General features: G+C 38.0%; 23 protein-coding genes. 15 read left to right on the forward strand and 8 right to left on the reverse strand.

What is annotated here, in order from left to right:
- The first annotated feature begins 46 nt into the window (after nucleotides 1–46).
- Complete coding sequence (locus ABMA72_RS00925; RefSeq protein ID WP_393055489.1) at nucleotides 47–1345, forward strand: inosine/guanosine kinase; 1299 nt, start codon at nucleotides 47–49, stop codon at nucleotides 1343–1345.
- A gap of 12 nt (nucleotides 1346–1357) precedes the next feature.
- Here the strand turns inward: ABMA72_RS00925 and pyrF are convergent, their stop codons facing one another.
- Genes pyrF through ABMA72_RS00940 form a run of 3 tightly spaced genes read right to left on the reverse strand, consistent with a single transcriptional unit; the run spans nucleotide 1358 to nucleotide 7452 of the window.
- Complete coding sequence (gene pyrF / locus ABMA72_RS00930) at nucleotides 1358–2032, reverse strand: orotidine-5'-phosphate decarboxylase (RefSeq protein ID WP_393055492.1); 675 nt, start codon at nucleotides 2030–2032, stop codon at nucleotides 1358–1360.
- Nucleotides 2025–6473 (reverse strand): carbamoyl-phosphate synthase large subunit, encoded by a 4449-nt coding sequence (carB, locus tag ABMA72_RS00935; protein WP_393055495.1) that lies wholly within the window; start codon nucleotides 6471–6473, stop codon nucleotides 2025–2027. The genes pyrF and carB overlap by 8 nt, the downstream gene beginning before the upstream one ends.
- Nucleotides 6451–7452: an aspartate carbamoyltransferase catalytic subunit gene (locus tag ABMA72_RS00940; protein ID WP_392990111.1), complete on the reverse strand. Its 1002-nt coding sequence runs from the start codon at nucleotides 7450–7452 to the stop codon at nucleotides 6451–6453. The genes carB and ABMA72_RS00940 overlap by 23 nt, the downstream gene beginning before the upstream one ends.
- A 113-nt stretch (nucleotides 7453–7565) precedes the next feature.
- Here ABMA72_RS00940 and ABMA72_RS00945 point away from each other — a divergent pair, with 113 nt between their 5' ends.
- The 6 genes from ABMA72_RS00945 to ABMA72_RS00970 are packed head-to-tail and all read left to right on the forward strand — an operon-like array spanning nucleotide 7566 to nucleotide 11715.
- Nucleotides 7566–8603: a hypothetical protein gene (locus tag ABMA72_RS00945; RefSeq protein WP_392860512.1), complete on the forward strand. Its 1038-nt coding sequence runs from the start codon at nucleotides 7566–7568 to the stop codon at nucleotides 8601–8603.
- A gap of 1 nt (nucleotide 8604) precedes the next feature.
- Nucleotides 8605–9558, forward strand: a complete 954-nt coding sequence (locus ABMA72_RS00950) for an HAD-IIIA family hydrolase (RefSeq protein ID WP_392860514.1) — start codon at nucleotides 8605–8607, stop codon at nucleotides 9556–9558.
- Nucleotides 9559–9591: 33 nt separating this feature from the next.
- Complete coding sequence (locus ABMA72_RS00955; protein WP_392860516.1) at nucleotides 9592–10008, forward strand: hypothetical protein; 417 nt, start codon at nucleotides 9592–9594, stop codon at nucleotides 10006–10008.
- A 12-nt stretch (nucleotides 10009–10020) separates the two neighbouring features.
- Complete coding sequence (locus ABMA72_RS00960) at nucleotides 10021–10977, forward strand: lipoate--protein ligase (protein WP_392860517.1); 957 nt, start codon at nucleotides 10021–10023, stop codon at nucleotides 10975–10977.
- Between the two features lie 15 nt (nucleotides 10978–10992).
- A complete protein-coding gene (locus tag ABMA72_RS00965; protein ID WP_392860519.1) occupies nucleotides 10993–11340 on the forward strand; it encodes a Crp/Fnr family transcriptional regulator in 348 nt (115 codons plus the stop codon).
- Between the two features lie 15 nt (nucleotides 11341–11355).
- Nucleotides 11356–11715: a Crp/Fnr family transcriptional regulator gene (locus tag ABMA72_RS00970; protein ID WP_392860521.1), complete on the forward strand. Its 360-nt coding sequence runs from the start codon at nucleotides 11356–11358 to the stop codon at nucleotides 11713–11715.
- On the opposite strand, the gene ABMA72_RS00975 is transcribed toward ABMA72_RS00970, so the two are convergent.
- The 4 genes from ABMA72_RS00975 to pgsA form a co-directional block, all read right to left on the reverse strand.
- The gene (locus tag ABMA72_RS00975; protein ID WP_393055498.1) at nucleotides 11712–12272 is read right to left on the reverse strand and encodes a leucine-rich repeat domain-containing protein; all 561 of its coding nucleotides are present in this window, start codon (nucleotides 12270–12272) and stop codon (nucleotides 11712–11714) included. The genes ABMA72_RS00970 and ABMA72_RS00975 overlap by 4 nt on opposite strands.
- Before the next feature lie 29 nt (nucleotides 12273–12301).
- A complete protein-coding gene (panD, locus tag ABMA72_RS00980; RefSeq protein ID WP_021267374.1) occupies nucleotides 12302–12646 on the reverse strand; it encodes an aspartate 1-decarboxylase in 345 nt (114 codons plus the stop codon).
- Between the two features lie 93 nt (nucleotides 12647–12739).
- Nucleotides 12740–13933 carry a phosphoserine phosphatase SerB gene (gene serB, locus ABMA72_RS00985; protein WP_393055501.1) on the reverse strand — a complete coding sequence of 398 codons (1194 nt, stop codon included), beginning with the start codon at nucleotides 13931–13933 and terminating at the stop codon, nucleotides 12740–12742.
- Nucleotides 13934–13946: 13 nt separating this feature from the next.
- Nucleotides 13947–14600 (reverse strand): CDP-diacylglycerol--glycerol-3-phosphate 3-phosphatidyltransferase, encoded by a 654-nt coding sequence (pgsA, locus tag ABMA72_RS00990; protein ID WP_392860525.1) that lies wholly within the window; start codon nucleotides 14598–14600, stop codon nucleotides 13947–13949.
- A gap of 111 nt (nucleotides 14601–14711) precedes the next feature.
- Between pgsA and ABMA72_RS00995 the strand changes: the two genes are divergently transcribed.
- The 8 genes from ABMA72_RS00995 (at nucleotide 14712) to ABMA72_RS01030 (ending at nucleotide 23467) form a co-directional block, all read left to right on the forward strand.
- Nucleotides 14712–15431 (forward strand): PilZ domain-containing protein, encoded by a 720-nt coding sequence (locus ABMA72_RS00995; protein WP_393055504.1) that lies wholly within the window; start codon nucleotides 14712–14714, stop codon nucleotides 15429–15431.
- A gap of 115 nt (nucleotides 15432–15546) precedes the next feature.
- A complete protein-coding gene (gene glpX, locus ABMA72_RS01000; protein ID WP_392860527.1) occupies nucleotides 15547–16500 on the forward strand; it encodes a class II fructose-bisphosphatase in 954 nt (317 codons plus the stop codon).
- A 29-nt stretch (nucleotides 16501–16529) separates the two neighbouring features.
- Entirely contained in the window at nucleotides 16530–16961 is a 432-nt protein-coding gene (locus ABMA72_RS01005; RefSeq protein ID WP_392860529.1) for a type II toxin-antitoxin system RatA family toxin, read from the forward strand.
- Between the two features lie 7 nt (nucleotides 16962–16968).
- A complete protein-coding gene (locus ABMA72_RS01010; protein WP_021267294.1) occupies nucleotides 16969–17292 on the forward strand; it encodes a hypothetical protein in 324 nt (107 codons plus the stop codon).
- Nucleotides 17289–17921, forward strand: a complete 633-nt coding sequence (locus tag ABMA72_RS01015) for a YggS family pyridoxal phosphate-dependent enzyme (protein ID WP_393055507.1) — start codon at nucleotides 17289–17291, stop codon at nucleotides 17919–17921. The genes ABMA72_RS01010 and ABMA72_RS01015 overlap by 4 nt, the downstream gene beginning before the upstream one ends.
- A gap of 166 nt (nucleotides 17922–18087) precedes the next feature.
- Nucleotides 18088–19044, forward strand: a complete 957-nt coding sequence (locus tag ABMA72_RS01020; RefSeq protein WP_392860531.1) for an isopenicillin N synthase family dioxygenase — start codon at nucleotides 18088–18090, stop codon at nucleotides 19042–19044.
- Nucleotides 19045–19342: 298 nt separating this feature from the next.
- On the forward strand, nucleotides 19343–21028 hold the full coding sequence (locus ABMA72_RS01025) for a hypothetical protein (RefSeq protein ID WP_393055510.1): 1686 nt from the start codon (nucleotides 19343–19345) through the stop codon (nucleotides 21026–21028).
- 21 nt (nucleotides 21029–21049) lie between these two features.
- Nucleotides 21050–23467 carry a hypothetical protein gene (locus ABMA72_RS01030; protein ID WP_393055513.1) on the forward strand — a complete coding sequence of 806 codons (2418 nt, stop codon included), beginning with the start codon at nucleotides 21050–21052 and terminating at the stop codon, nucleotides 23465–23467.
- 75 nt (nucleotides 23468–23542) lie between these two features.
- Here the strand turns inward: ABMA72_RS01030 and ABMA72_RS01035 are convergent, their stop codons facing one another.
- Nucleotides 23543–24433: a hypothetical protein gene (locus ABMA72_RS01035; RefSeq protein ID WP_392860534.1), complete on the reverse strand. Its 891-nt coding sequence runs from the start codon at nucleotides 24431–24433 to the stop codon at nucleotides 23543–23545.
- Nucleotides 24434–24536: the final 103 nt, after the last annotated feature.

Consider the following 24536-nt stretch of genomic DNA (forward strand, 5'->3'; position numbering starts at 1 on the left):
TTATAATCAAAATAGAATTTTTGACTACATTAGTTTAGGATTATTTATGAGATTTCCAGGTAAGAGAAGATCAAAGCATTACTTTCCAGTAAGCGCCAAGGGTCGACTTTCTTTTGAGACAGATTTTAACCGCAAAGAAAATGTTTATATTGTTGGCATCGATCAGCTTCTTGTTGATATTGAAATTGATGCTTCATTTGAACTATTAGAAGAATTTGGCCTTAAGGCAGGCGAGTCTTATGTACTATCTGATAAGGATGTTGAAGACCTTTATCAACGCTCGTATGAAGAAGGCCGAATACTTGGTCAGTACGCAGGAGGAGCGGTTGGTAATACTTTACACAATTACTCGGTATTGTCTGATGATCAGTCTTTTGCACTTGGAACAATTTGTGAAACGATAAAGGTAGGTGACTACGCCTTTAAATATATCTGCAGTACTTCTTCTAAAGTTGATTTTAGCTACCTCCAGCCATGTGCCGGCCAGATGGCTAGAGCAATGTGTTTGATTACTCCAGATAAAGAGAGAACCTTTGCTATTGGAAAGGGGATCATGAATCAACTAACAGAAGAGTTTATACCTGATGACCTCATAAAAAACTCAAGCGCCTTGCTAGTGACAGCATTCCTTTTAAGAGATCGTAATGCTCCTCTTTATAAAGCAACTCTTAAGGCCGTAAGTATTGCTAAAGAAAATGACATACCAGTTGTTTTTGCTCTTGGAACAAGCTCTCTTATAGAAAGTGATACGGAATTCTTCAAAAACTTCATTAGAGAAAATGTGAATGTCTTAGCGATGAATCGTGATGAGGCCCAGGCATTACTTGGTATGGATGATCCGCTACTTATTGGAGAGGAGATTTTAGACTATACCGATTTAGCACTTATTACAGATGGGGAAAGAGGACTCTATATTGCTTCTTGGGCATGTGAAACAAAGGCCCGTGAGACAAAGGATAAGCTTCATTCTAAGTCGATTGAAAATTATAATAGATTTGAATACTCTCGCTCTCAGTTAAAAGCTGATTGTAGTGGGCCAGTTAAGATTTATTCTCATATCAATCCATTTATGGGAGGACCTGAGAATATTGAAAATACAAATGGTGCCGGAGATGCAGCACTTTCTGCAATCTTGCATGATATTGCGGCAAATGTTTATCACCAAAAACTACTACCTCATTCAATTAAGCACGATGGCAAGTATCTAACGTATTCTTCAATTCACCAATTATGTAAGTATGCAAATCGCACGAGTTATGAAGTTCTAAAGCAGAAGTCTCCTAGACTCTCACATAACCTTCCGGTTAAGGAGCAAAGTCTAGAAGAAAGTTATTGGGAAATGTAATTACATATCATGTTAAGGAAAGAGGTTTTCTCGTAAAACCTCTGGATTCTTAGTAATAGGTCTTCCGACGACGAGAAAGTTTGCGCCTGCATCCATGGCCGCTTGAGGTGTCATGACTCTCACTTGATCGTCATGATCGCGACCTAACCTAATCCCTGGGCATACCTTGGTAAAATTCAGCGAAGCTTTTTCTTCAAATTCTTTTACAATCTCTAGGTCCGCACCAGAACATACAATTCCTCTTACGCTAGATGCTGCAACTTCATTTAGTAAGCTCGTTAGTGCTTCTTTATGAGTGCGGCCCCAAATTCCTTCAATGTCATCTTCGTTGTGGGATGTAAGAATTGTTACGGCCAAGATTTCACAATTAGCAACGGCCTTTGAAATACTCTCTTGGGCAAGTTCAAGCATTTTTGCTCCACCAGTTGCATGAACTGTAAGGAAGCGTATATTTAGGCCCTCTAGTGTTGCACATGCCTTAGCAACGGTTGTTGGAATATCATGAAGTTTAAGATCGAGAAAAATTTGAACTTGATACTTGTGTGATAATTCTTTAACAAAATCTCTACCGTAGCGAAGAAATAATTCTAGGCCAACTTTAACATTCTTGATTTGTGGATAATCTGACAAGAGGCCGAAAACCTCTTGTCTCGTCATACCGTCAAGGGCAACAAATGTTTTATCCATTTGTCATCTCCTGTAGGCTTACTGGTGTCGACTGCTTTGAATGGGCCGCAATGATGGCCTTACAAACGGCATTGATATTTTCAATTCTTGTAAAACAAGGAACCGCATATTGAATTGCCGTATTTCTGATAAATTCTCCATCTGATTGAGATCGCCCTTGGTTTAGAGGTGTGTTAAGTACCATGGCAAGATCGTCATTTTTAATGGCCTCAAGCATTCCAATATTATTTGCATCATCGGCCAACTTATCAACGAGTGTCGCCTTAATTGCACATTCCTGCTTGAGGAAATGATAGGTACCTTTTGTGGCAAAAAACTTAAAGCCTAAAGAGTTTAGCTCTTTAATATTTTGAATGAGTTGCTCATCATCTTTTCTTGCTAATGATAGGAGAACAGACTTCTTATTGAGAAGGTCTGGGTAGTTGCCAAGATATGACTTTATCATAGCAAGGTCTCGATTCTTATCGATACCAAGTGTTTCTCCAGTTGATCTCATTTTTGGGCCAAGGATAATTGAGTCTTGAACAAAACGATCAAATGGGAATGTTGATTGTTTAATGATTTTATATTCACTTTCAAAATTGTGATGATTTTCGATTTCTTTACCAAGTAAGGCCTTCGTAGCAATGGCAGCAAGATTGACATCATAGGCCTTTGATAGGAATGGAATTGTTCTCGAACCTCTTGGGTTGGCCTCGATACAGTAGATTTCGTCACTTTTAAGTGCAAATTGAAAATTAATAGGGCCTGTGATTTCCATTGTGTTGGCCATATCTGTTGCAAGCTTTCTCATTTTTTCTACAATCTCTGGGCGGGCCTTCACTGGAGGAGAGATCATTCCAGAATCCCCTGAGTGAACACCTGCATATTCAATATGCTCGCAGATGGTAAAGACAGTATTTCCAGCTTTGTCTCGAATAAGATCCACATCGTACTCAAGTGCATTTGAGATATAGTTTTCAACCTGAAATGCGATTGTATTTTCATGAAGTGACTTAAGAGTTTCTTGTGGAAGGTTTTCAATATCTGCAGGGCCTTCAAAGATAAACATACTCTCTCCACCAATGACATAACTAGGTCTTATGATAACTGGGTAGCCAATTTCAGTGATGGTATTAATAAGGTTCTTATACCCCCTAACTTCTTTTGAAGTTGTGTGGGCAAGATCAATTTCCTTCGTAAGAAGATCAAATCTTTTACGATCTTCAACAGTGTCTAATAGTTCAAGGCTTGGCCCTAAGAAGTTAAACTCTTGGTGCTTTGTTCTAAAAGGGGCCTCTAGGTGGGCGCGGATATTAATTCCAGTTTGGCCACTAAAAGATGTGATGACATGATTTGGATTCTCAAAAGCTAGAATCTCGTAAAGATCTTCTGAGAAAAGTGGTGTTAAGTACAGTCTGTCAGAGCTGTCATAATCTGTTGAAACAGTTTCTGGATTTGAGTTAAGAAGTATCGATTTAATCCCTTGCTCTTTTAATTCCATCGCGCTTTTTACACATGAGTAGTCAAATTCAATCCCTTGACCAATGCGGTTAGGGCCTGAGCCAAAGATTGCACAACTTTCTTCTTCGATTCTTTGGACATCATTAAATTGTGTATAAGTTGAGTAGAAGTATGGTGTTAGGGCATTAAACTCACCAGAGCATGTGTCTACTGCTTTAAAAACTGGCCTAATTCCGGCAGAGATTCTCTTATCTAAAATTTGTTCTTGGCTTTGACCTGATAAAAGGGCAAGGTACTTGTCTGAGAAGCCTTGCTTTTTTAATTCATAGAGTTCGTCGTTGTTTTCCAAGATTTGGGTATCTTGTCTTAGTTTTAATTCCTTATCGAGAAAACAAACCATTTGGTCGATGAACCAAGGTGTGATTGCACTTACTTCGTGAATTTTTTCTGGTGTAATACCAAATCTTAATGCTTCTAAAACAGTTAGAAGTGATAACTCTCTTTGGTTCTTTAATCTTTCAAGAAGATATTCTTCAGTAATAGGGTATGGTGTTGTCTTGAGCTGCTCTAAGCTTGGGATCTCAAGTCCTTGCTCTGTTGCTCTTAGTGCTTTCATGAAGGATTCGTTAAAGCTTCCTCCAAGGGCCAGAACTTCACCGACAGAGCGCATTTGTGGGCCTAAGATTTGAGAGCTTGAAGGGAATTTATTAAATGGAAAGATTGGAATCTTAATTGCCACATAATCGAGTGTCGGCTCAAATGCCACCGGTGAGATACGTGTGATATCATTTAGGATCTCAAAAAGAGTTAAGCCTACAGCAAGTCCTGCTGAGATTTTAGCAATAGGGTAGCCCGTGGCCTTCGAGGCAAGGGCCGAAGAGCGAGACACACGAGGGTTCATCTCAATGACAACAATATCATTTTCATCTTTCGGGTTAACGGCAAATTGAACGTTGGCCCCTCCGGCCACAACATTCATATGCTTGGCAATATTAAGAGACATTGTTCTTAGTTGTTGGTAGCAATGGTCTGAGATTGTTTGTGCTGGCGCAACTGTAATTGAGTCTCCTGTGTGGATCCCACAAGGATCAACGTTTTCGATCGAACAGATCACAACACCACAGCGATTCTTATCTACCATAACTTCGAGTTCTAGCTCTTTCCAACCTAGCAGGGACTTCTCCATTGTAATTGGAAATTTAATATCACTAGAAGAAAGGGTTTGGGCAAGCTCATCAAGGTTATGAACAAGGGCCGCACCTTTTCCACCGAGTGCAAAATCTCGTCTGATAATAAGTGGGAATTTAACTTGGTCATCAGCTAGTTCTAGTGCGTGATCAAAGCTTTTGGCACTAAATCTCTTTCCTGATTTATAACCTAGTTTATCGAGCTCTTTTGCAAACAATTCACGATCTTCTGTTTTCTCAATTGTGTCAATATTTGCACCTAAGAGTGCAACACCATTATCTTTTAGAAAGTTTTCCTTTTCTAGATCAATACACATATTGAGTGCTGTTTGCCCTCCCATTGTGGAAAGAACGGCGTCAACTTTTTCTTTTGCGATAATCTTTTTAATCGTCTCTTTTGTGATTGGTTCAATATAAGTACGGTGACTCATATCCTTATCTGTCATGATTGTGGCAGGGTTTGAGTTTAGAAGAACAACCTCAAAACCTAATTCTCTAAGAGACTTCAGGGCCTGGGTTCCACTGTAATCAAACTCTGAAGCTTGGCCAATTTTAATTGGGCCTGAACCAATTAGAAGGATCTTCTTATATGGAGAGTTTAGTTTTCCTTCATGATATTTTGGAAGCTCTTTTATTTCTTCAGTTGTTATCTTTTTAGCACCAGTTTTTAGAAAGTCTTTGATCTCGCTAAAAAAGATTGCTGCGTCTTTCGGCCCAGGGTTTGATTCCGGATGAAATTGAACACTTCTGATTCTTGAGTCATAACTTCTTAGTCCCTCAAGTGAACGATCAAATAGGGAAGTATATTCACAAAATAGTTTTAGTCCAAATTCGTTTTCTAGTCTCTTTTGATCAAATGAATCCTTTTCAATTGCATAACCATGATTTTGACTCGTGATAAGTAGATCTTGGTTATAGTGTGAATAGACTGGGTGATTTGCTCCTCGTTGGCCAAAAGGTAGCTTGATTGTTTCCATTTTACAGGCCAGGCCAATTAATTGGTGGCCAAGACAAATTCCTCGAATTGGAATATCAGTTTTTAAGAGCTCTTTTACCGTTTCTATTTCACTAGTGTAGAGCTTTGGGTCACCTGGCCCATTAGATAAAAAGACCATCCTTGGTCTATAATCCTCAACTTCATGTGCTGGCGTATGATGTGGGACAACCACAAGTGGGTATCCTAAATCTTTTAAGTAATTAACAATGGCCTTCTTGATACCGTAGTCGATGACAACAATCGGATTGTCTCCACTAGTGATAATCTTCTTCTCTTGAGATGACACTTTTGAAAGATCGTTACATTCAAGTTTATATATTGAAAAGTCGGGCGCTTGTTCAGATGTTGTGATGAGGCAACGGTGATCCTTGGATTTACAAGATAGATACTTAGTAAGAGCTCTTGTGTCCACATCACTTATTAGGGGCAGATCACAATTTTCTAGGAATTTATTATATGAGAAATTTCTTGCGATTAAACTAGCTGCGTAAGGTTTGTTTGAGTTTAAGCCTTGAGAGACTTCTTCGTTAAACTCATAATTTCCGACATGGGCCGTTGTGTAGATAATATGTTGACCAAGAAATGATGGGTCTGTGGCCGTTTCTTGATAACCAGTCATTCCTGTCGTAAAGGCCGCTTCTCCAAAAATACCATCTTGTAGACGATGATCGTTTTGCTGGAGATTTATATAGGCTTTGAAAATTGTTTGATCTGGAAAATGAAGGAAAATAGGAGTCGTTTTAAGAGATTTTTGAAAGAGTAATTCTTGAGATTGAGATAGGAGTGCATGCCTATCTAAATTTGCTTTCGTCATTTTCCGTCAGTCCTTTTAGTGCAGAGATTTTATTATAACGAGCACCGATTTTAGTGTCGCCATTAGTTATCATGGCCTCGATAATTGCCATGCGAATATAAATGGAATTTTCTACTTGTTTATGGGCCATCCATAAATCTGAATTAATAATTTCACTATCAACTTCAATCCCAATATTGGCAGGTCCAGGGTGGAAGATAGGTGGAACCTTTCCAGCTTCCTTACCAACTCTTATGAGGCGCTCAACATTGATTCCCCACTGTTGGTTATATGTCGACATATCAAAACTTTCTTCATGTCGTTCATTTTGAATTCTAAGCAGATAAATTGCATCTGAGTTTTTTAAGGTTCCTTCAAGATCATCACTTACTTTGATAAGGTCACTTGAAGGTAGGTGTGATGGCATAAATTCTTTAGGCCCACAAAGAGTTATCTGCATTCCAAATAATGGTAACAGGTCCATCAGGGAGTGAGTTACTCTTGAGTGTGTGCAGTCACCAACAATACAGATCTTCTTTGCGGCCAGCTCACCTTTGAAGTATTCTTTGAGAGTAAATAGGTCCAAGAGTGCCTGTGTCGGGTGTTGGTTTGTTCCATCACCACCATTAATGATTTTAATCGGTGGGTAGTCCTTAAATTGTTCCAGTAGTCTTGTTTCTGTCGTGCGTACAATACAAATATCAATTCCTTGATAGAAGAGAGTTAGTAGTGTCTGCTCCAGAGATTCACCTTTTTTTAGTGATGATTTCTCAGCGTCAAAATTGATATGAATTCCTTCAAGCTTTTTGATGGCCATTTCAAATGATAATTTTGTTCTAGTAGAATTCTCAAGAAAAGATGTTGCGACTGAAATTTTTCTTTTAAGGGGAAGTCTGGCCGGGGAACCTAATTTAAGTTCCTGGGCGCGGTGGAGGAGTTGCTCAACTTGCTCGCGGTTTAAATCTTCTATTCCTTCTAGAATAGATGGAAATCCAATCATGACATTCCAGTAGTGTTGAGATACATTTATTGAAGAAAGAATAATAAAGAGAAACTCACTTGGCCACAAAAAAAATGATATTTTTTTACGTGATATCGAGTTAAGGAAATTAAGTGTCGAAAAGCTCTGGCAAGAACCAATTCATTAATAATTTCAAAGAAATTCATAACCGTACCCAACTTGAAGCTTTGAAGAATGAGATCAAAGGTAACCTCTTTGAGTTTCTCGTTGCTAAAGAGATTTCTGTTTTAAATAAGATTGAAGCTAATTTTCTTAAGAATATTGATCATGAACTTTTAAAAATGATGCGTGAATATGAGAGTTGGTTGAGGCTTCATGCCCGTACTCTATTGGAAGAGTTACCAAAGCTTGCAAGAGAGATGGCCCGCTCGATTAATGAAAATATCAAGGGAAGTATCACGAATATTACAGTTGTCGGAAAATTGAGTGATCACCTTATTAAGTCCCAATTACATGAAGCAGATATTGTTGCCCAGGTTCTCTACAATGACGAAACTCGTATTATTCCTATTAGTTTAAAACTCGTTAAGAGTGGGGCCAATATTACAACAAAGTCGGCCGGGGCCAAGAGTATTTTTCAAAAGTACTTTAAGTCATATTCTGATATTGATTTTACTCAACACACTTTAAATGAATATATTGATCAAGAGTTTTCTCATTTTAATAAGAAGCTCTATGAACGTTATGATTTAGAATATTGTGGACGCTTTGATTCACAGTGGGAAATGACTCAACTTCCAGGAGAGTTGGAAGGTGCAGACCGTGAGGATTTATTTGAGCTTTATCGAAGCCTTATTAAACACTATCATAATATATTTACGGGACTGCTTGAAAAAGATAAGGATAAGTTTATTGCGTCCTTATTGCCTCTTATGGGCCTTGGTAATAAAGATGTTGTTCAAGGGATTTGTTTTTATAAGCACAACACATATAAGTTAGACTTTTGTCATGTTGTTAATTATGCCCAGGCCGCTAAGATTTCTATCTGTGAGCTTAATCCTGAGATATCATCTTTTAATATTGAAATTGAAAAGGATAAATTACAGATTCGTGTAAAGCCCATGAATAAATTTACGGCCCCATCGTATAAGATCAATTGTTCGATGAAATTTGATTACAAAAAGGATTAATATGTTTGATATCGTTCTATGCCAAAGAGACCTAGAAGAAATTAAAAAATGCTTTGGTGGCACTAGTAAATTTGAAATTCATGAGTTTCATGGAGATTCTCAATTGAGAGGATTCTTGAATGATGGAAAAACTGTTCTCTTAATTACGACCAAAAGTAGTGTTAAGCCTGACCTTTTTAATCTCTATCAGATGCCAAAGACTGGAAATTGTGAATACTACTATCTGTCTAAGTTAAATCTCAATAGTGATGAGCTTGAAGCATGTGAAAAATTCTTCCCTGAAGTGAGAGATATTTCTGTTTGTGCTGATTACTATAGTGCGGGAGGAGTTTTTTATATTGATCAAATCGATCCAGTTGGAATGCCTAATTTTACAAAAGAAGTCATGCCGGTTTTAAATCGCTACTTTAGCGAAGATGATTATAAAGAGGCCCTATTCTTGGATCGCGATGGTGTTTTAAATATCGATCATTCATATGTTCATAAGACGTCTGAGTTAGAACTCGTTGCGGGAGCCTATGAATTCCTCTTAGATGACTATAATAAGAAAAGACTTAAAATTGTTCTTACGAATCAGTCGGGTGTCTCAAAGGGGATGTTTGAGTATACTGATGTTGAAGTATTTAACGCTGCTTTAAATGAATCTCTTCACCATTTAATCGATGCTTTCTATATCGCTCCATTTGAGTTTACCAAGGGTGTTGGGCAGTATAAGTACCACTCTCTTTTAAGAAAACCTCATCCAGGTATGCTTCTTGAGGCGTGTTTTGATTTTGCTGTCGATCTTAAAAAATCGTATATGGTAGGGGATAAAGTTAGTGATCAACTAAATTTCCCACTTCTTGAAACGATTCATCTTAAGAATCGCTATCCTCTTGATGGAGTGAAGTATTTGGCAACCAATTTTGAAGAAGTGTTAAAATTTGCTAAGTCGTTGCCAAATAAGACAAATTGAGTCAAAATAGCTGCTATGTAAAAGGAATTACATATGAAAGCAATAGACTCGATGGGCCTAGTGAAATTAACTTCAATCTTTGCCCTTTTTATAACATTTTTTACTTCTAATACTTTTGCTCGTCCTCTAATGAGTTCTGAACTAGAGTTATCTCGTCAGTTAGATTCTCTTAAGGAGCAAAGTAAAGAATATATCTCTAATATAAGTTCTCGAACTAATGTGAAAGAGCTTCCTATATCAAAATACCTTTCTTTTGTTATCTTAAAAAATGGTTGTGCACCATTAGAGCAAACGATTGAAGAAATTGAACTTCAAGATGATTCCTTTCCTGATCAAAGCAAAGGACTACTTGAGAAGCTTAAGCTTTGTCGAAAATCAACGCGTGCACTTAAGGAATTTGATGTAAGTGAGCTTGACTCTAGCATTACTCAACGATTAAGTGAGGAATGATAAATTCAGCACATGAACTCTCATTCAATTAAATTCTATTATATTCACTCAACAAACCCTTATGTTAATTTGGCGTTTGAAGATTATCTCTTTCGCAAGCATCAATCAGAAAATAGTCAGGAGCAAATTCTCATTCTCTGGAAAAGCGCCCCAAGTATTGTCATGGGAAAGTTTCAAAACCCATGGCTAGAGTGTCAGGTTAAAAAGATCAGAGAGTTGGGAATTAATCTGGTTAGAAGGCAAAGTGGTGGTGGATGTGTCTATCACGATCTAGGAAATATGAATTACTCATTCATTAGTCCAAAGTCCTCTTATGATAAATCCATAAATGCATCCATTGTAGTTAGTGGGCTTAAGTCTTTAGGGATAAATGCTTTTGAGAATGAACGCCATGACCTTAGGCTCCTTCATAACGATGTGGATTATAAGATTTCAGGTTGTGCCTTTAAAGAAACAAAGCATAGTGCCCTTCACCATGGCACACTTCTTATTGACGCTAATTTGAATCAGTTAAATGATCTCCTGCGCTCTAAGCTCACGGCCGAAGCAGCTATGGGTGTCAAGTCTGTTCCTTCAAAGGTGATAAACTTAAAAGAAGTTAAAAGTGATATCAGCGAGTCTGAAATTGTTGACTCTATCATGAGCTCTTTTGAAGCGAATTACGATTCAAGATGTGACTCATTTGAATTAACTGAACAAGATATCTGCGTAACCGACTCTCTGATGGAGAAGATTCAGGCCAATATGAGTTGGGAGTGGGTATATGGGGCAACACCTAAATTCTCTTTCAAGTGCGGGGATTACTTGGTTACGGCAAAATACGCCAAAGTCATTGCTTGTGTGCCAGAAAATCCTTCTTTGATTGATCTAATTGTCGACAAGGATTATTATTTAACTAGAGTTGATCTTAAGTTAACTGAACAGCAGAGTGAATTTGTCGAGGAATGTCATCGTATTCTCTTTGTTTAAATACTCGGAGTTGAAATGAGAGAAACAATTCATATTATTCCTGGTGAGGCCATCATCAATGAAGGCGAAGAAAGTAATTGTATGTATCTGCTTAAAGAGGGAACTCTTGCGGTTTTTAAGAAAGTCGAGGGGAAAGATAAGCAAATTGGAACGATCTACAGTGGCGAATTCGTTGGTGAAGTAAGCTTTCTTGATAAGAGAGAGCGTTGTGCTACGGTGAAGGCCATTACGGATTGTGAACTTGAGATTTTTGATGCGCAGAAATTTAATGAGTTTATTGAATCAAGGCCTAAGTGGTTACAGAGTATGATGAAGACCCTGGCCGATAGGCTGCGATCAACTAACGAAAAAATAAAGGTGTAGGTTGAGGTTTTAACGATGAGCAGTCCAACAAATTTATTCATAAATGCTGACCAGTATCTAATTCGTGAAGGTGATGAGAGCACTGAAGTTTATATTCTTGAAGAAGGTACTCTAGGTGTCTTTAAGGTCAGAAACGATCAGGAAGTTAAGATTGGAACGATCTTTCCTGGAGAGTTAGTTGGTGAGATGAGCTTCTTTGATGGCGGACCTCGTTGTGCGACGATTAAGGCCCTGACAAACTCTAAGCTTATTGTTATTCCTTCGGTAAAGTTTGAAACCTACCTCAGTAAGCAGCCTAAGTGGTTTCGAAATCTTTTAGAAACTCTAATCGATCGTATTCGTAAGGCCTCAAGTCGAATAAGGCCAGAAGTTTAGCTATTTTTTAATTTCTTAAAATGATAGAGATTCTCATCTGTAATCTTATTGTGATCACATGACAGATGGTGGAGATTTTCTAAGTTTGCTAGGACTCTTGGGACTTCTTGAAATTGATTATTGTCGATATTAAGTCGCCTAAGCCCCGTAAGCCATTCAAATTCATTTGGAAGAGCTTCTAATTGATTATTTTGTAACTCAAGAGACTCAAGAGCTCTTTGTTCACAACACCAATTTGGAATTGTTTTAAGATTACAATTTGCTAGTTGAAGAATCTTTAAGCTTTGAAGATGACTTGCACTTAATTCATGGGAGTCACTAATGCCTTTAAGTTTTAGAACTTCAAGATCTTGAGCGTTTTTGAGAGTTAGCCGGCACTGCCCATGTGCTCCATCTGCATAGATATAGAGCTTCTTTAAAGCAGTAAGTTCACCGCAGTCGATGATAATATGGCATGTATGTTTAGCAGAGAATTCAAGTGTCTCTAGTGTCGAATATTGAGCAATATCCTTGCTGGCCTCGAAAGTATCCTGCTTCTTACTTAGCTTGATCAACATGCCACTATTGTAGCATAAGCTTTTAAAATTTAGAGATATTGAATAAACTTATTATTCTTATCGACTAAGATTTGTTTTGGTCTGATATCTTTTTGATCAGTCATTTGAAAGCCGATGATGATGACTTCGTGGCCTACATTAATAAGGTGGGCCGCTGCTCCATTTAAGCAGATTTCTCCCGAACCACGCTCGCCTTTGATGACATAAGTTTCAAGACGTGCTCCATTTGTATTAGAGACGATAAGAACTTTTTGTCCTGGCCATAAATCAACTAACTCAAGTAACTCTTCATCAATAGTGATTGAGCCAATATAGTTTAGGTCGGCCTGTGTAACCACGGCCTTGTGAATTTTTGATTGTAACATTTCACGCATAAGAGCTTTTTATCAAATTAGTCTTGGCCCGCCAATGAAAAATTAAGCTTTTGTTAACTTGTTCACCAAGAATTTACTTAATGACGACAATACTTATTGTTTTGACTCAGCTCCAGGGATACCTAAAAAGTATAGAATTGACGTCATTGGGCCATGGCTCATATGGTTTTGAGCATTTTTGCGCACGATGTCTTTGGCGTGGAAGGCTATTCCCAATCCGGCCTGTGCTAGCATAGGCAGATCATTAGCACCGTCTCCAATAGCAACAACCTGTTCAAGTGAGATATTTTCTTGCTGTGCAATTAGGTTCACAAGAACGGCCTTCTGGTCGGCATTGATGATTGTACCCTTTACACGTCCTGTAAGTTCTCCGCCTTCAATTTCTAATTCGTTGGCAAAGGCGTAGTCTAGGTCTAGTTTTTCTTTTAGGTGGTTAGCAAAGTAAGTGAAGCCACCCGAGATGACAGCAACTTTGTAACCATATTTCTTCACTGTTCGAATAAAGTCTTCAACACCATCAGTGAGGGGAAGATTAAGTGAGATGTCTTGGAGAGTTTTCTCACTTAGGCCTTTAAGGTGTGAGACTCTTTCTATTAGTGATTGATTAAAATCGATTTCACCGTTCATGGCCCTTTCAGTGATCTCTGAAACCTTGGCCCCTATTCCGTGAACCTTGGCAAGTTCATCAATAACTTCGGCCTGAATAAGAGTTGAGTCCATATCAAAGACGATGAGTCTCTTTGATCTTCTATAGACGTCATCACGGATAAAGGCAATATCCGTATGATGATCATTACTTATATTAAGTAGATCAGATTTTACTTTATTTAAGGCCACTTTCTCTGGAACATCTGTTAGGACTTCAAGAGAGTTAAAACCTTCTTTCGATACATTATCAATGCGATAAATATTGATCCCGTTGATGGCCAAGCATTGAGCAACATCTGAGATGAAGTCTGCTGAAATTTTCTTAGGTGCGACACAGTTAAGAATAAAGCTATTGTATGGTGTTTTATAAGTTGTCTCTTTTCCGACAATTGAGTACTCAAGCTTGAGTCCCATCTCGTGGGCCGTAAAGAGTAGTTCCTTTAAAACATTTTGATTTTCACTTTTTTCTTTTCCTACTTTGATAACAAAAGAAAGCGAAAGTAAATTATGGGTGATGGCCTGGTTGATATCTGTTATATCAGTTTTATTTTCGCTGATTACCTTCATCAGGCTTGCAGTAATACCAGGGCGGTCTTGTCCTGAGACAGTGATAATAATTTCTTTTAAGCTATCTTCCATGATAATTAATCCTTCACTTTTGTTTTCGCTCTTTTCTGACTTCTGAAATTTTCTTAAAAAGGCCAAAGGTATAGACGAGGGCCGAGAAGACTGAAAAGACGAATGAAAGGTAAATGAGTATTGTTCCCACTAGAGGAAAAGAAAAGCCAAATGGTTTATCCCAGGCCATTAGCATTGGAATGGCCATCATTTGAAATGTTGTCTTCCATTTACCAAGTTGGTTAACACTTACTTTAAGACCTTTTTCCATCGCTAGTAAACGAAGGGCCGTCATATACATTTCACGCAGAACTAGAACAATGACAACAATCACGTTGACGCGATCAAGGGCCTGTAAAAGAATAAGAGATGAAACAACGAGGAATTTATCAGCAATTGGGTCAAGAAACGAACCAAAGACAGTAACGATATTTCTTTTTCGGGCAATATAACCATCAAAGAAGTCCGTTACCGAGGCCAAGACAAATGTCCAAGCTGCAATATAGCCAAGTGTTTTTACTGTGGCCTTAAAAATATTTTCTTCGAATAAACAGAGGTAAAGAGTCAGACAAATGACTGGAATAAGTGCGACACGAAAGATTGTGAGGCGATTTGGTAGATTATCGATTTCCCATTCGCTGAGGATTTCTTTTTGTGAGACTGTATTTTGCGTATTTTTTTCTGACATATTTACTCAATGAAGATTTTTCCTATTTATTAAACTTTAAACCTTCGGCCCATAAACGTCTATAATAATTAACATAAATTACTTAAATCGAATAAAAGGATAACTCGAGTTATGAAAAAGCATCTCAATCTTATTAAGACAGGTCACCAATCTATTGAAAAGCGTGTGTTTCCACGTTTTCCGTTCAGTTACTTAGTTTTTAAAAGAGAAGATAATTCAAAAAATTATCAAGTTCGAGATATTTCATATGGTGGAATGAGCCTAACGCTAAGTGATGGTGATCTGGGTGCTCAGATGGATGAAAAGTTCTCTGGTGAGATCCATTGGTATGACCAAAAAGTAAAAGTAAAATGCCAAGTAAAAAGAGTTGAAAAAGACAATCTTGGGATTGAATTCATTAAAGATGATATCTTCGATAAAACCTTATTAAATTTTCTTTCAATAGCAAATGTGTCGAAAAATCTTAGACCGATTCACGAATATGACGAGCAGCTTGAGCTACCTGGTGGGCTTAAGACATGGCTGCGTTGTGATGGGCCATTTGAAATCTTTATTTGGCATCATAGAGACGGCGAAATCTCTAAGATCCAAATTCTTATGATGGATTCTATTCTTGAGTGGACTGATGGTGAAGGGATTCAAACTGGGAAAGTTCTCAATGTAAGAAGTTCTGATAAGCCGTTGACTCATGAAGAAGAATTCGAGTTCTTAATTGATACTCCAGTTGATCAAGACCGTTTAGACTTTGCTCGTGAGCTTGTTGCACATGTTCCAAAGAATCTTATTTCTGAAGGAGATCTTGAGTTTCTAACGCGAAAGGTTATTGGTTAATTTCCACTAAACTGCTTATTAGTTAGATTAAATTATTTATTTCAAAACGATGCTTTTCAATTGAAGTTTAACTCCTTAAAATAAAGCTAAATGTTTTGAATTAAAAGGATTGATAATGAATAGAAACCTCGCTTTGGAATTTGTAAGAGTAACTGAAATGGCCGCTATTAGCTCAGCTAGGCTAATGGGACGTGGTGACGAAAAGGCTGCAGATCAGGCGGCCGTCGATGCGATGAGAACGATGCTTGACTCTGTTGATTGCGACGCTACAGTTGTTATCGGTGAAGGTGAGCGCGATGAAGCTCCAATGCTCTACATCGGTGAAAAAGTTGGTTCTGGTAATGGGCCTGAGCTTGATATCGCCCTTGATCCACTTGAGGGAACAACAGTTTGTGCAAACGGTGGTTGGAACTCAATTGCTGTAATGGCCATTGCTGAAAAAGGTAACTTTCTAAACGCTCCTGATACATATATGGAAAAAATCGCAGTAGGTCCTGAAGGAAAGGGACTTATTAATATTGACGATACTCCTGCTGAAAATTTGAAGAGATTAGCAGAAGCAAAAAAATGTCGCATTCAAGACTTAACTGCCGTGATTCTCGATCGTCCACGCCACGAAGAATTGATTAGACAAGTAAGAGATGCTGGTGCTCGTATTCAGCTTATTGGTGATGGTGATGTTTCAGCTGCTATTGCTTGTTCAGAGCCAGATAGCGGTATTGATATTCTTTTTGGTACAGGTGGTGCTCCTGAAGGTGTTATTGCTGCCGCAGCACTTCGTTGTATTGGTGGAGACTTCCAAGGAAGACTTAAGCCAAGAAATGATGAGGAAATTGCACGTGCTAAAACAATGGGAATTGACGATATTAATAAGATCTACACAATTGATGAGCTAGCTTCTGGTAATGTTATGTTCTGTGCAACTGGTGTAACAGATGGAAGTTTCCTAAATGGTGTTAAGTTCAAGTCATGGGGTGCTGTGACTGAATCAATCGTTATGAGAAGTCAGTCGGGAACTATTAGAAGGATTACTGCTGAACATCGTTTTGATACAAAACCACGCTACTAATTATTTGATTACATACAAGGAAGTTGATTATGGCCAAGGCAAGCCGCACTGAAGTTTTTGATATTGATATTAATAAACTATATGACGTTATTGTTGACTTTGAATCATACCCAGAATTCGTACTAGGTGTTAATGATATCAAGGTTCATGATATGACTGATGAAAGTGGTGTTGTTGAATATTCAATTGATATGATAAAAAAATTAAATTATCACCTCGATATGGAAATGAGTAGGCCAAGCAAGGTTGCTTGGAGATTCAAGAAAGGTGATCTTTTTAAGATAAATGATGGTGGCTGGGATCTAAAGGATCTTGGTGATGGAAAGACAGAGGTAACTTATAGCTTAGAGATTGAAGTGAAGGGCTTTATTCCTGGATCTAAGATGATTGTAAATAAGTTAACTGAAACTTCTCTACCATCAATGATGAAAAGCTTCTACGAGCGTGCAAAAGGTCTGTGAGTCAATCATGAGCGAGTCTAAGAAAACAGATAAATCAGATGGAATTTTAGGTGATACGATAAAGAAAGTTGTCTCAATTGGTATTGGGGCAGCTTTTATGACTGAGGAATCAGTTAAGAAAGTCTTAGAAGATCTACCACTTCCTAAAGATATTGTTTCTGGGCTTGTAACTAATGCCAAGAAAACCAAAGAAGACTTTGTTGTTTCTGTTCGTGAAGAGCTTCGTAGTTACTTAAAGAACGTCGATCCGAAAACAATCGTTGAATCAATTCTTGAAGACTATGAAGTGACTGTAAGTTTTAAGAAAAAAGAAAATAAATCTGAAGAATGATCTCTGAAAATTATCAAAAAATTCTCGCGCAAGTAGGGGACAAGAATAAGCTCTTGGCCGTAACCAAGTATAGTGAATTTGAAGATATAAAAACAGTCTATGACCTAGGCCATCGAGACTTTGGCGAGAATCGTGTTGAGTCTCTTATGCCTAAGGCCCAAAGAGCGCTTGAGCTTGGCCTTGGTGATATTAGATGGCACTTTATTGGGCATATTCAATCAAATAAGATTGCAAAGATTTGCCAAGTTCCAAATCTTAAAAGTGTTCAGTCCCTTGATAACTTAAAGCATATGCGTCTTTTTAATGAAAAACTTAATTCCCCTTGTGACTTCTATATTCAAGTCAACACAAGTGGTGAAGAGCAAAAGGGTGGACTCTGGGAGCTTGAATCAGTTAGAGACTTCATTAACCAGGCCAAGGATATGGCCAATATTCGAATCGTGGGCCTAATGACCATGGCCGCTGCTGATGGCCTAGCTCCTCGTTTAAGCTTTCAAAAATTAGTGGATATTCGTGACGCTATTGATAAGGACTTAAAATTATCAATGGGCATGAGTGGTGATATGGACGATGCCCTTGAACTTGGCAGCGACTGTATTCGCGTTGGTAGCGCCATTTTTAAGGGATAATTATTGTATCCTTACTATCTAATTTCTAAAATTTACGCTCTATCTATCTGTAATTACAAACTGTATTAGCTTAAGCTTATAGCTAGCATTATTGACTTTAATTTATTCGAGCTGTAATTAATTTTTATCAACTTAATTAATCCGACTTGAACAATGGAGAGTCATTATGAGTACAGCAAATAATAATGAAAGAAAGGTTCCTGAATTAAGCCTAACTTCTTACACTCAAGGCTCAACTGCTGAGCAGATTAAATTTGTGGACGAATTAATGTATGGCCTTAAAGAGTACGGTTTTATTATTCTTGATAACCACACGGTTGATCAGAATAAAGTTGATGAAGCCTACGATATGGTTAAGAAGTTCTTTTCTCTACCTGTAGAAACAAAACTAAACTACCAAGGTCAAAATGGTGGTCAACGTGGTTACACTCCATTTGGAATGGAGCACGCAAAAGATAGCAAGCACCCAGACTTAAAAGAGTTCTGGCACGTAGGGCGCGAGCTTGCAGCAACTTCACAGTATAAAGGTATTTACCCTGAAAATATTTGGCCGGCAGAAGTACCAGGATTCAAAGAGAAATTCCTTTCTCTTTACGAATCAATGGATGCTACGGCAAATATTCTTTTAGAGGCAATCGGTAAGGGACTAGATGTTCCTGCAGGTTTCTTTGAAGAGATGGTTAATGATGGAAATTCAATTTTAAGAACGATCCATTATCCACCAACAACTGGTCACGATACAACAAATTCAATCAGAGCAGGTGCTCATGAGGATATCAACTTAATCACAATGCTTGTTGGTGCAACATCATCTGGACTACAGCTGCTAGACCGCGATGGAACTTGGCTAGACGTAGATTCTAAACCAGGACAACTTGTTGTTGATTCTGGGGATATGATGGCAAGACTTACAAATAACGTACTTCCTGCAACTACTCACAGAGTAATTAATCCAGATAACTCTGGTGAAGAAAGATACTCAATGCCATACTTTGTCCACCCACACTCAAAAGCATCTCTAGCATGCCTAGAAAGCTGTATCGGTGAAGGTAAGAAGTGGGAAGATATCACGGCAGGTGATTTCCTAAACCAACGTCTTAGAGAAATTGGTCTAATTAAGTAAAGAAATGGTTGGGGAACCAGAACAACAATATTACGAGTAATACGATTTAGAAGAGGCCTCGCATTGCGAGGTCTTTTTTTATTTTGATGTTCACTAAATAGCTGTATGTCTAAATAGTGAACACTTTCCATTCTCTAAATGCTTATAATTTAATCATAAGTAGTGGCACTAGCTTTGCATATTAATTGCCATGCTATACCTAAAGAAAACGACTTTATTAAAGTTTGTCTCTATTCTTTTACTCAATCTCTTGATTGTGGCCTCGCCTACAACAGAGTTTCACCGCGAAATTCTTTCCATGAAAAGGGCCTCGTCAAAAGTTCTTTCACGCCTAAGAAATATGTCCAGAGTTAACCACTCTGAGTTTCGTCGAGATGAGTACACTTCTGCGTATTATCAATTTGAAAATATTCATACGGCCATTAGAAAGTTTCATAAGAGAGTTTTAAAGAAGGGCCAATTAGGTCGTGATAAGAATGGTGAGTACTCAGATGAGCTTGCTTATAAAGAAACTCAAGAATTCATTAAGTACCTTGATGGCCTAATACCTATTTTTGTAAAAACCAAAGGCCATGACAAATTACCTTCATCTCGTAAGATCCTTGTTTCACAAATTTCCGCAAGTGCCCTTGCTCTTGTTGATTACTTAAAAGAAGAAGATATTTATGTCCAAGTTTCACGCTCGTTAAAAAATGTTGCAAAGACCTATCAGAAGCAACAAGAGTTTATTGCGCAAAAAGAGGAGCTACTAGCAGACTTCTATGATGCTCAAGATGAATTAGAAATTTCAATGACAAAAATGATTGATCACTTATCTCAATTTATTAGACGCAATCATATGTCCAATCATGATCGTCGTCACGAGCGCTATACTAGGTCATCTTATGATTACCTAAAGCATAGAAAGATTTTTGAAAAAGTAGAAGATATGCTTGAAGACTTTGATATTAACGATGAGGCCAAGTTTATAAAGCTTACACAGCTTATGTCAGAGACTAGACAGTTAGTAAATCTTACAAAGACCAATACAAAAAGCGCTCGCATCCTCCTATCTCGTGTATACAAGGCATTCAACTTATTTTCTTTAGAGGCGAAAGACCTAAATAGTAAATTAGTTGTAACAAAACAAGATCCAACACTTGGGCTTAAAGAGACTGAGTATAAGTTTTATCGCGCAACACAGGCATGCTCTCTACTTGGAGGGCCTGGGAATATTCTTTTGAGAAGATCGATCGAAAGCGATATTGATCTTTTCGAAGATTTTAGTCCTCGTACTTCTGGAGCGATCAAGCTTATTGAATTTTTAAAATTTAATGATCGCAGCCTTGAGTTTAGACACGCTGAGATTATTACAGAAATAGAAAGAGATACTCGTATCAATACAATGGGATTTTACCCTCTAAGCTTTAACTGGGGTAAGGATGAAGAAGATAAGATGCCTCCATTTGTTGAGATCAAAAAAGGGTATCGAAAGTGTCACTCAGATGGTTGTGATACTTATGACGATTACCGCACGAACTTTGCTTGGCTAAGAGTGAATGAGAAGAGTGCAAAGAAGATGACTCGTCGAAAAGAGAAGGCCTTAAAGAAGGTCGAGAATAAAGAAGATTATGGAAAACTAGGTGTGTGTTCGGATTTTGTAAACTGGGCATTTGGTAATGTGATTACTTCAAATTGGAATCAAATTCCAATTGTAAGAAATCTTATTCAAATTATCTATCCACCAGAAGGACTACAGACGCCGGATAACCTCTATGACTCATATAAGACAGATGTCATTTGTGAGGTTGAGCGTAGAAAACTTAAGTACCCACACTATGTGAATGCTCATCATTTAAAAGAGCAGGTCTTAAGAGATTTAAACTCGCAAAATATTGCAATTAGTAATCACGCGAAGAAGACACTAAATGAATTAATTAAGAAAAATATAATGGATAACGAATTAAATCTGAACTATGACGTTATTAATTTTGAAACAAAGTAAGAACGAAAAGGAGAGAAGAGAATGAACAACAAAAAACAAAAACTTCTAGTTGCTGCATTTCTAATGTCGCAAGCTCCAGCAGTAATCGCTGGTTATTACAATTCATCAATTGAAGGGATTTCTCTGGATGGGATTTATACTCCAGAGAACCTAAGTAATATCTCAAAGACTGTTTGTAAGAAAGTCTATGATGATCCAAATATGGATAAAGAACATACTCAAATGTGTGAGCGTGGAGTTCAGTCTGCTCAGCGTATGGCCGCTGTATACGCAGCTGGAGAAGGGACTCACCTTGGTTGTGTTGATGGTTACCAACAAGGTCTTTACCGTGGATTCAACATGACTTCAAATCCTTCAGTGGATATCCTTAGAGATGAGCAACGTGCACTAAAAGGTGTAACAATTGAAAACGCAGTAGCTCTTGGTAAGAATAAGGCAGCACAAGACTCTCGTTACTCAACTGAGTCGGAAATCATTTCTCGCTTCAGAGATAATGTTAGAGATGATGCTTCACAAACTGTGACAGCTCCTTCAAGAGATTATTCAGATGTGTTAAAAGTACCTCGCTTTGAAGGTTTCGATGATGGTTACTCAAGAGATGGTAAAGGTGGATCTTTTAATGATGTTATCAATGCTGGATGGGTTTCTTCTTCATCTGCAATCGGAAAGAGAATTCATGCTCGTGCAGTCGCTAGACAATTTGGTCTTAGATCAAGCCTAGCTGATAAGTGTTCTTCAACTCCTATTTTATTCGATAAAGGTCTTCACACTGTTTCAATGTGGGATCTCTTCTCTGCTTACGGAGAGTATAATTTTAAAGATTATGGTTGGAAGTCAACATCTCGTGCATGGAATAAGTTCAAGGCATCAGATGAGCAAGAGGCAATTGCTTATCGTAATATTCAAGATGTTAAGGAAGCCTACCAGTATAAAATTGGTTACCACCAAAAAAGAGTCATCGTTGAAGTTGATGTTCTTGACGCCAATGGACAACCGACTGGGGAAAAGGAGCCTAAGAAAGACGCCAACGGACAATATGTTTATGAGGAAGTTGATGATTTAAACCGTCCAATCTTTGAAACACGCTACCGTACAGTTTCTGGAAAATCTGCACAAGACCTAAAGAATGTTTACGCAGATGCATTCTCTGAGTCATATAGAAATCTTGCTAAAGAACACTTTGGTAAGGCGTTCGTATCAACGCATACAATGGCACGTAACCTTGGTGAAGACTCTGGTAAGGCAGTAGGTCTAATCGTTGCTCGTGATCTTGCAAAACAACAAGCATATGATGAAGTTTATAAGGCACAATCTGCAACTTCATTTGCTAAAGAATATGAAAACCTATTTGTTTCCTCTTGGAATAAGAATTTCGAGTACTTCGTAAATAATCCAATGGTTGAGATTACAGGTTTTGATCTATCAGGGGATGGAAATGGAATCTTTACAAGAGGTGAGTCACTTAAGTCTGTTCTTGGTTTAAGAAACCTTGGTCTTAAGTCTGGAAATATCAAAGTTTCTCTTGATTCTTCATCTTTTGAATCAGGTTCAGCTCGCTCTGAATATGTAACGGCACCAGCTTCACTGAACTTTACTCACAAGTCTGCAAGTGCTCAAGGTAAGCTTTCAAATAACCTAAGCGTATTTGATACAGCATACTTAACTGTTAGTATCGACGGAAGCGATATCAAAAAGGTTTATGAGCTTAAGAGTACTGACTCTAAGAGAATCGAGATCCTTGATGTTGCTCCAGTATATCAAGCAGAAACTCGTATCAACTCTGTAAACAGTGGGGATGCAACAGTATACGTTACAGTTAAGAACCCATCAAACTCAGAAACTTCAGCTTCAGTTGATATCTCTGTGGCAATGAACGATGGTAAGACTTATGCAGCTACTGCTTCAGCTCTAAAAGCTGGTGAATCAAAGAGAGTTCCTGTTCGTGTAACAGGAGTTGATCCATTATTTATCATCCAAAATGGGCTTTCTGGTAATGCAACATCAAAAGTTGGTGGAAGAGTTATGAATTCACGTAGAGCATCTGGTGCAAGCGTGAACTTTGATAAAGCAGTTGCAGATTACTTCAACTCAATCCTAACGAACTCAACAACTAACTTTGGTGATGATGGATACAAAGAAGATAGAGTTGAAACATTAATCTCTATCATCTTAACTGCTACTGAAAGAGAAATTAAAACTGATTGGGATAACAACGCAAAAGTTGCTAACACAATGATCGGTGCTCTTCAAAAAGAATATAAGGCCTCAGCAGCCGCTGGAAAGCTTAATGAAGAAGCAAAAGAAACATATAAAGTACTGGCCCAAGAGTTAGAGGCTTTATATGACTCAACATTTGGATACAAGGATTACATCAATCAACTTAAAGTATTCAATGGTGATCTTGAGACTCGTTCGAAGAAAGATCGTAAGAAAGACTAATCTTTAAAAATAGTCCAGAAATAAGAAGGGCCCGCATCTTGCGGGCCCTTTTATTTAGTCATAATTTTATTCAAATTATTGTGCTTCAACTACAGCTTGACCAGGCTTGAACCAACATAGTGGTCTTAGTCCAGTTGTGAAGTTCTCAGTTCTGTTACAAGTACCGATGTTAGCATCATTTTGATCTACATCTGTGTAAGCGTCAACAGTACATAGAGCACCTTGGAAGTAAGTATCTAGACGACACTGTGGTGCTGGGTGATTGTCATTAGTTTTAGAAACTACAGCTGGGTCTGGAGTGTCAAACTTAAGCTCAGTTGTCATGTTTCTTAGTGCTCTGAAAAGGTTAGCTAGTGACATACCTGCCATTGAACCTCTTAAACACATTGCATATTCATTTTCGTTAACAAAGTTTGTCTCACAGTTCTTAACTGCTACAGCTGGAACTTTAACTTCGCTCATGATTGAAGCGTTGTCGTCATTTTCCATAAACTTTCTTAGACACTTAGAAGTTGCGAAGTAATCAGCTTGACCTTCGTTTGAAGCCCAAGAAGATCCCCACCAGCTTGCTTTCTTTGGTGCTCCACCTAGGTGGTGACCAAGCTCGTGACATACAACAGATGCAAATCCGTCTCTAGTAATTGTTTCGTGTCTTGCTAGACCACCAAACATACTAACACGCCAAGTGTTACCAATTTGCTGAGCGTATGCGTTTACAGTTCCATCTTCCCATTTTCTTTCGATTTCTAAAGTCTTACCTTTAGCAGCGATAATTGGTGCATAGATCGCTTCAATCTTATCGATGATTTCATTGAATTCACCTTCAGAAATTGTGTTGATACTTTTAACATTTGAAGGAATCCATAGGTTGTTGTCTTCTACGATTCCTGTTGTTCCGTGCTCGTCACATGCGAAAGAAAAAGTCGATACACATGCAAGTAGTAGAGCTAAAATTCCTTTTTTCAAATCAGTCCTCCCTGAAAAGTATATTATTGATTTGCCAATTCTTTTTCTGGTTTAGCGTAGATATGATTTTTCTGAATTTTTTACACTATGTAAAAGTCTTTTT

This window comes from Halobacteriovorax sp. CON-3, from assembly GCF_043196995.1.
Classification (GTDB): domain Bacteria; phylum Bdellovibrionota; class Bacteriovoracia; order Bacteriovoracales; family Bacteriovoracaceae; genus Halobacteriovorax_A.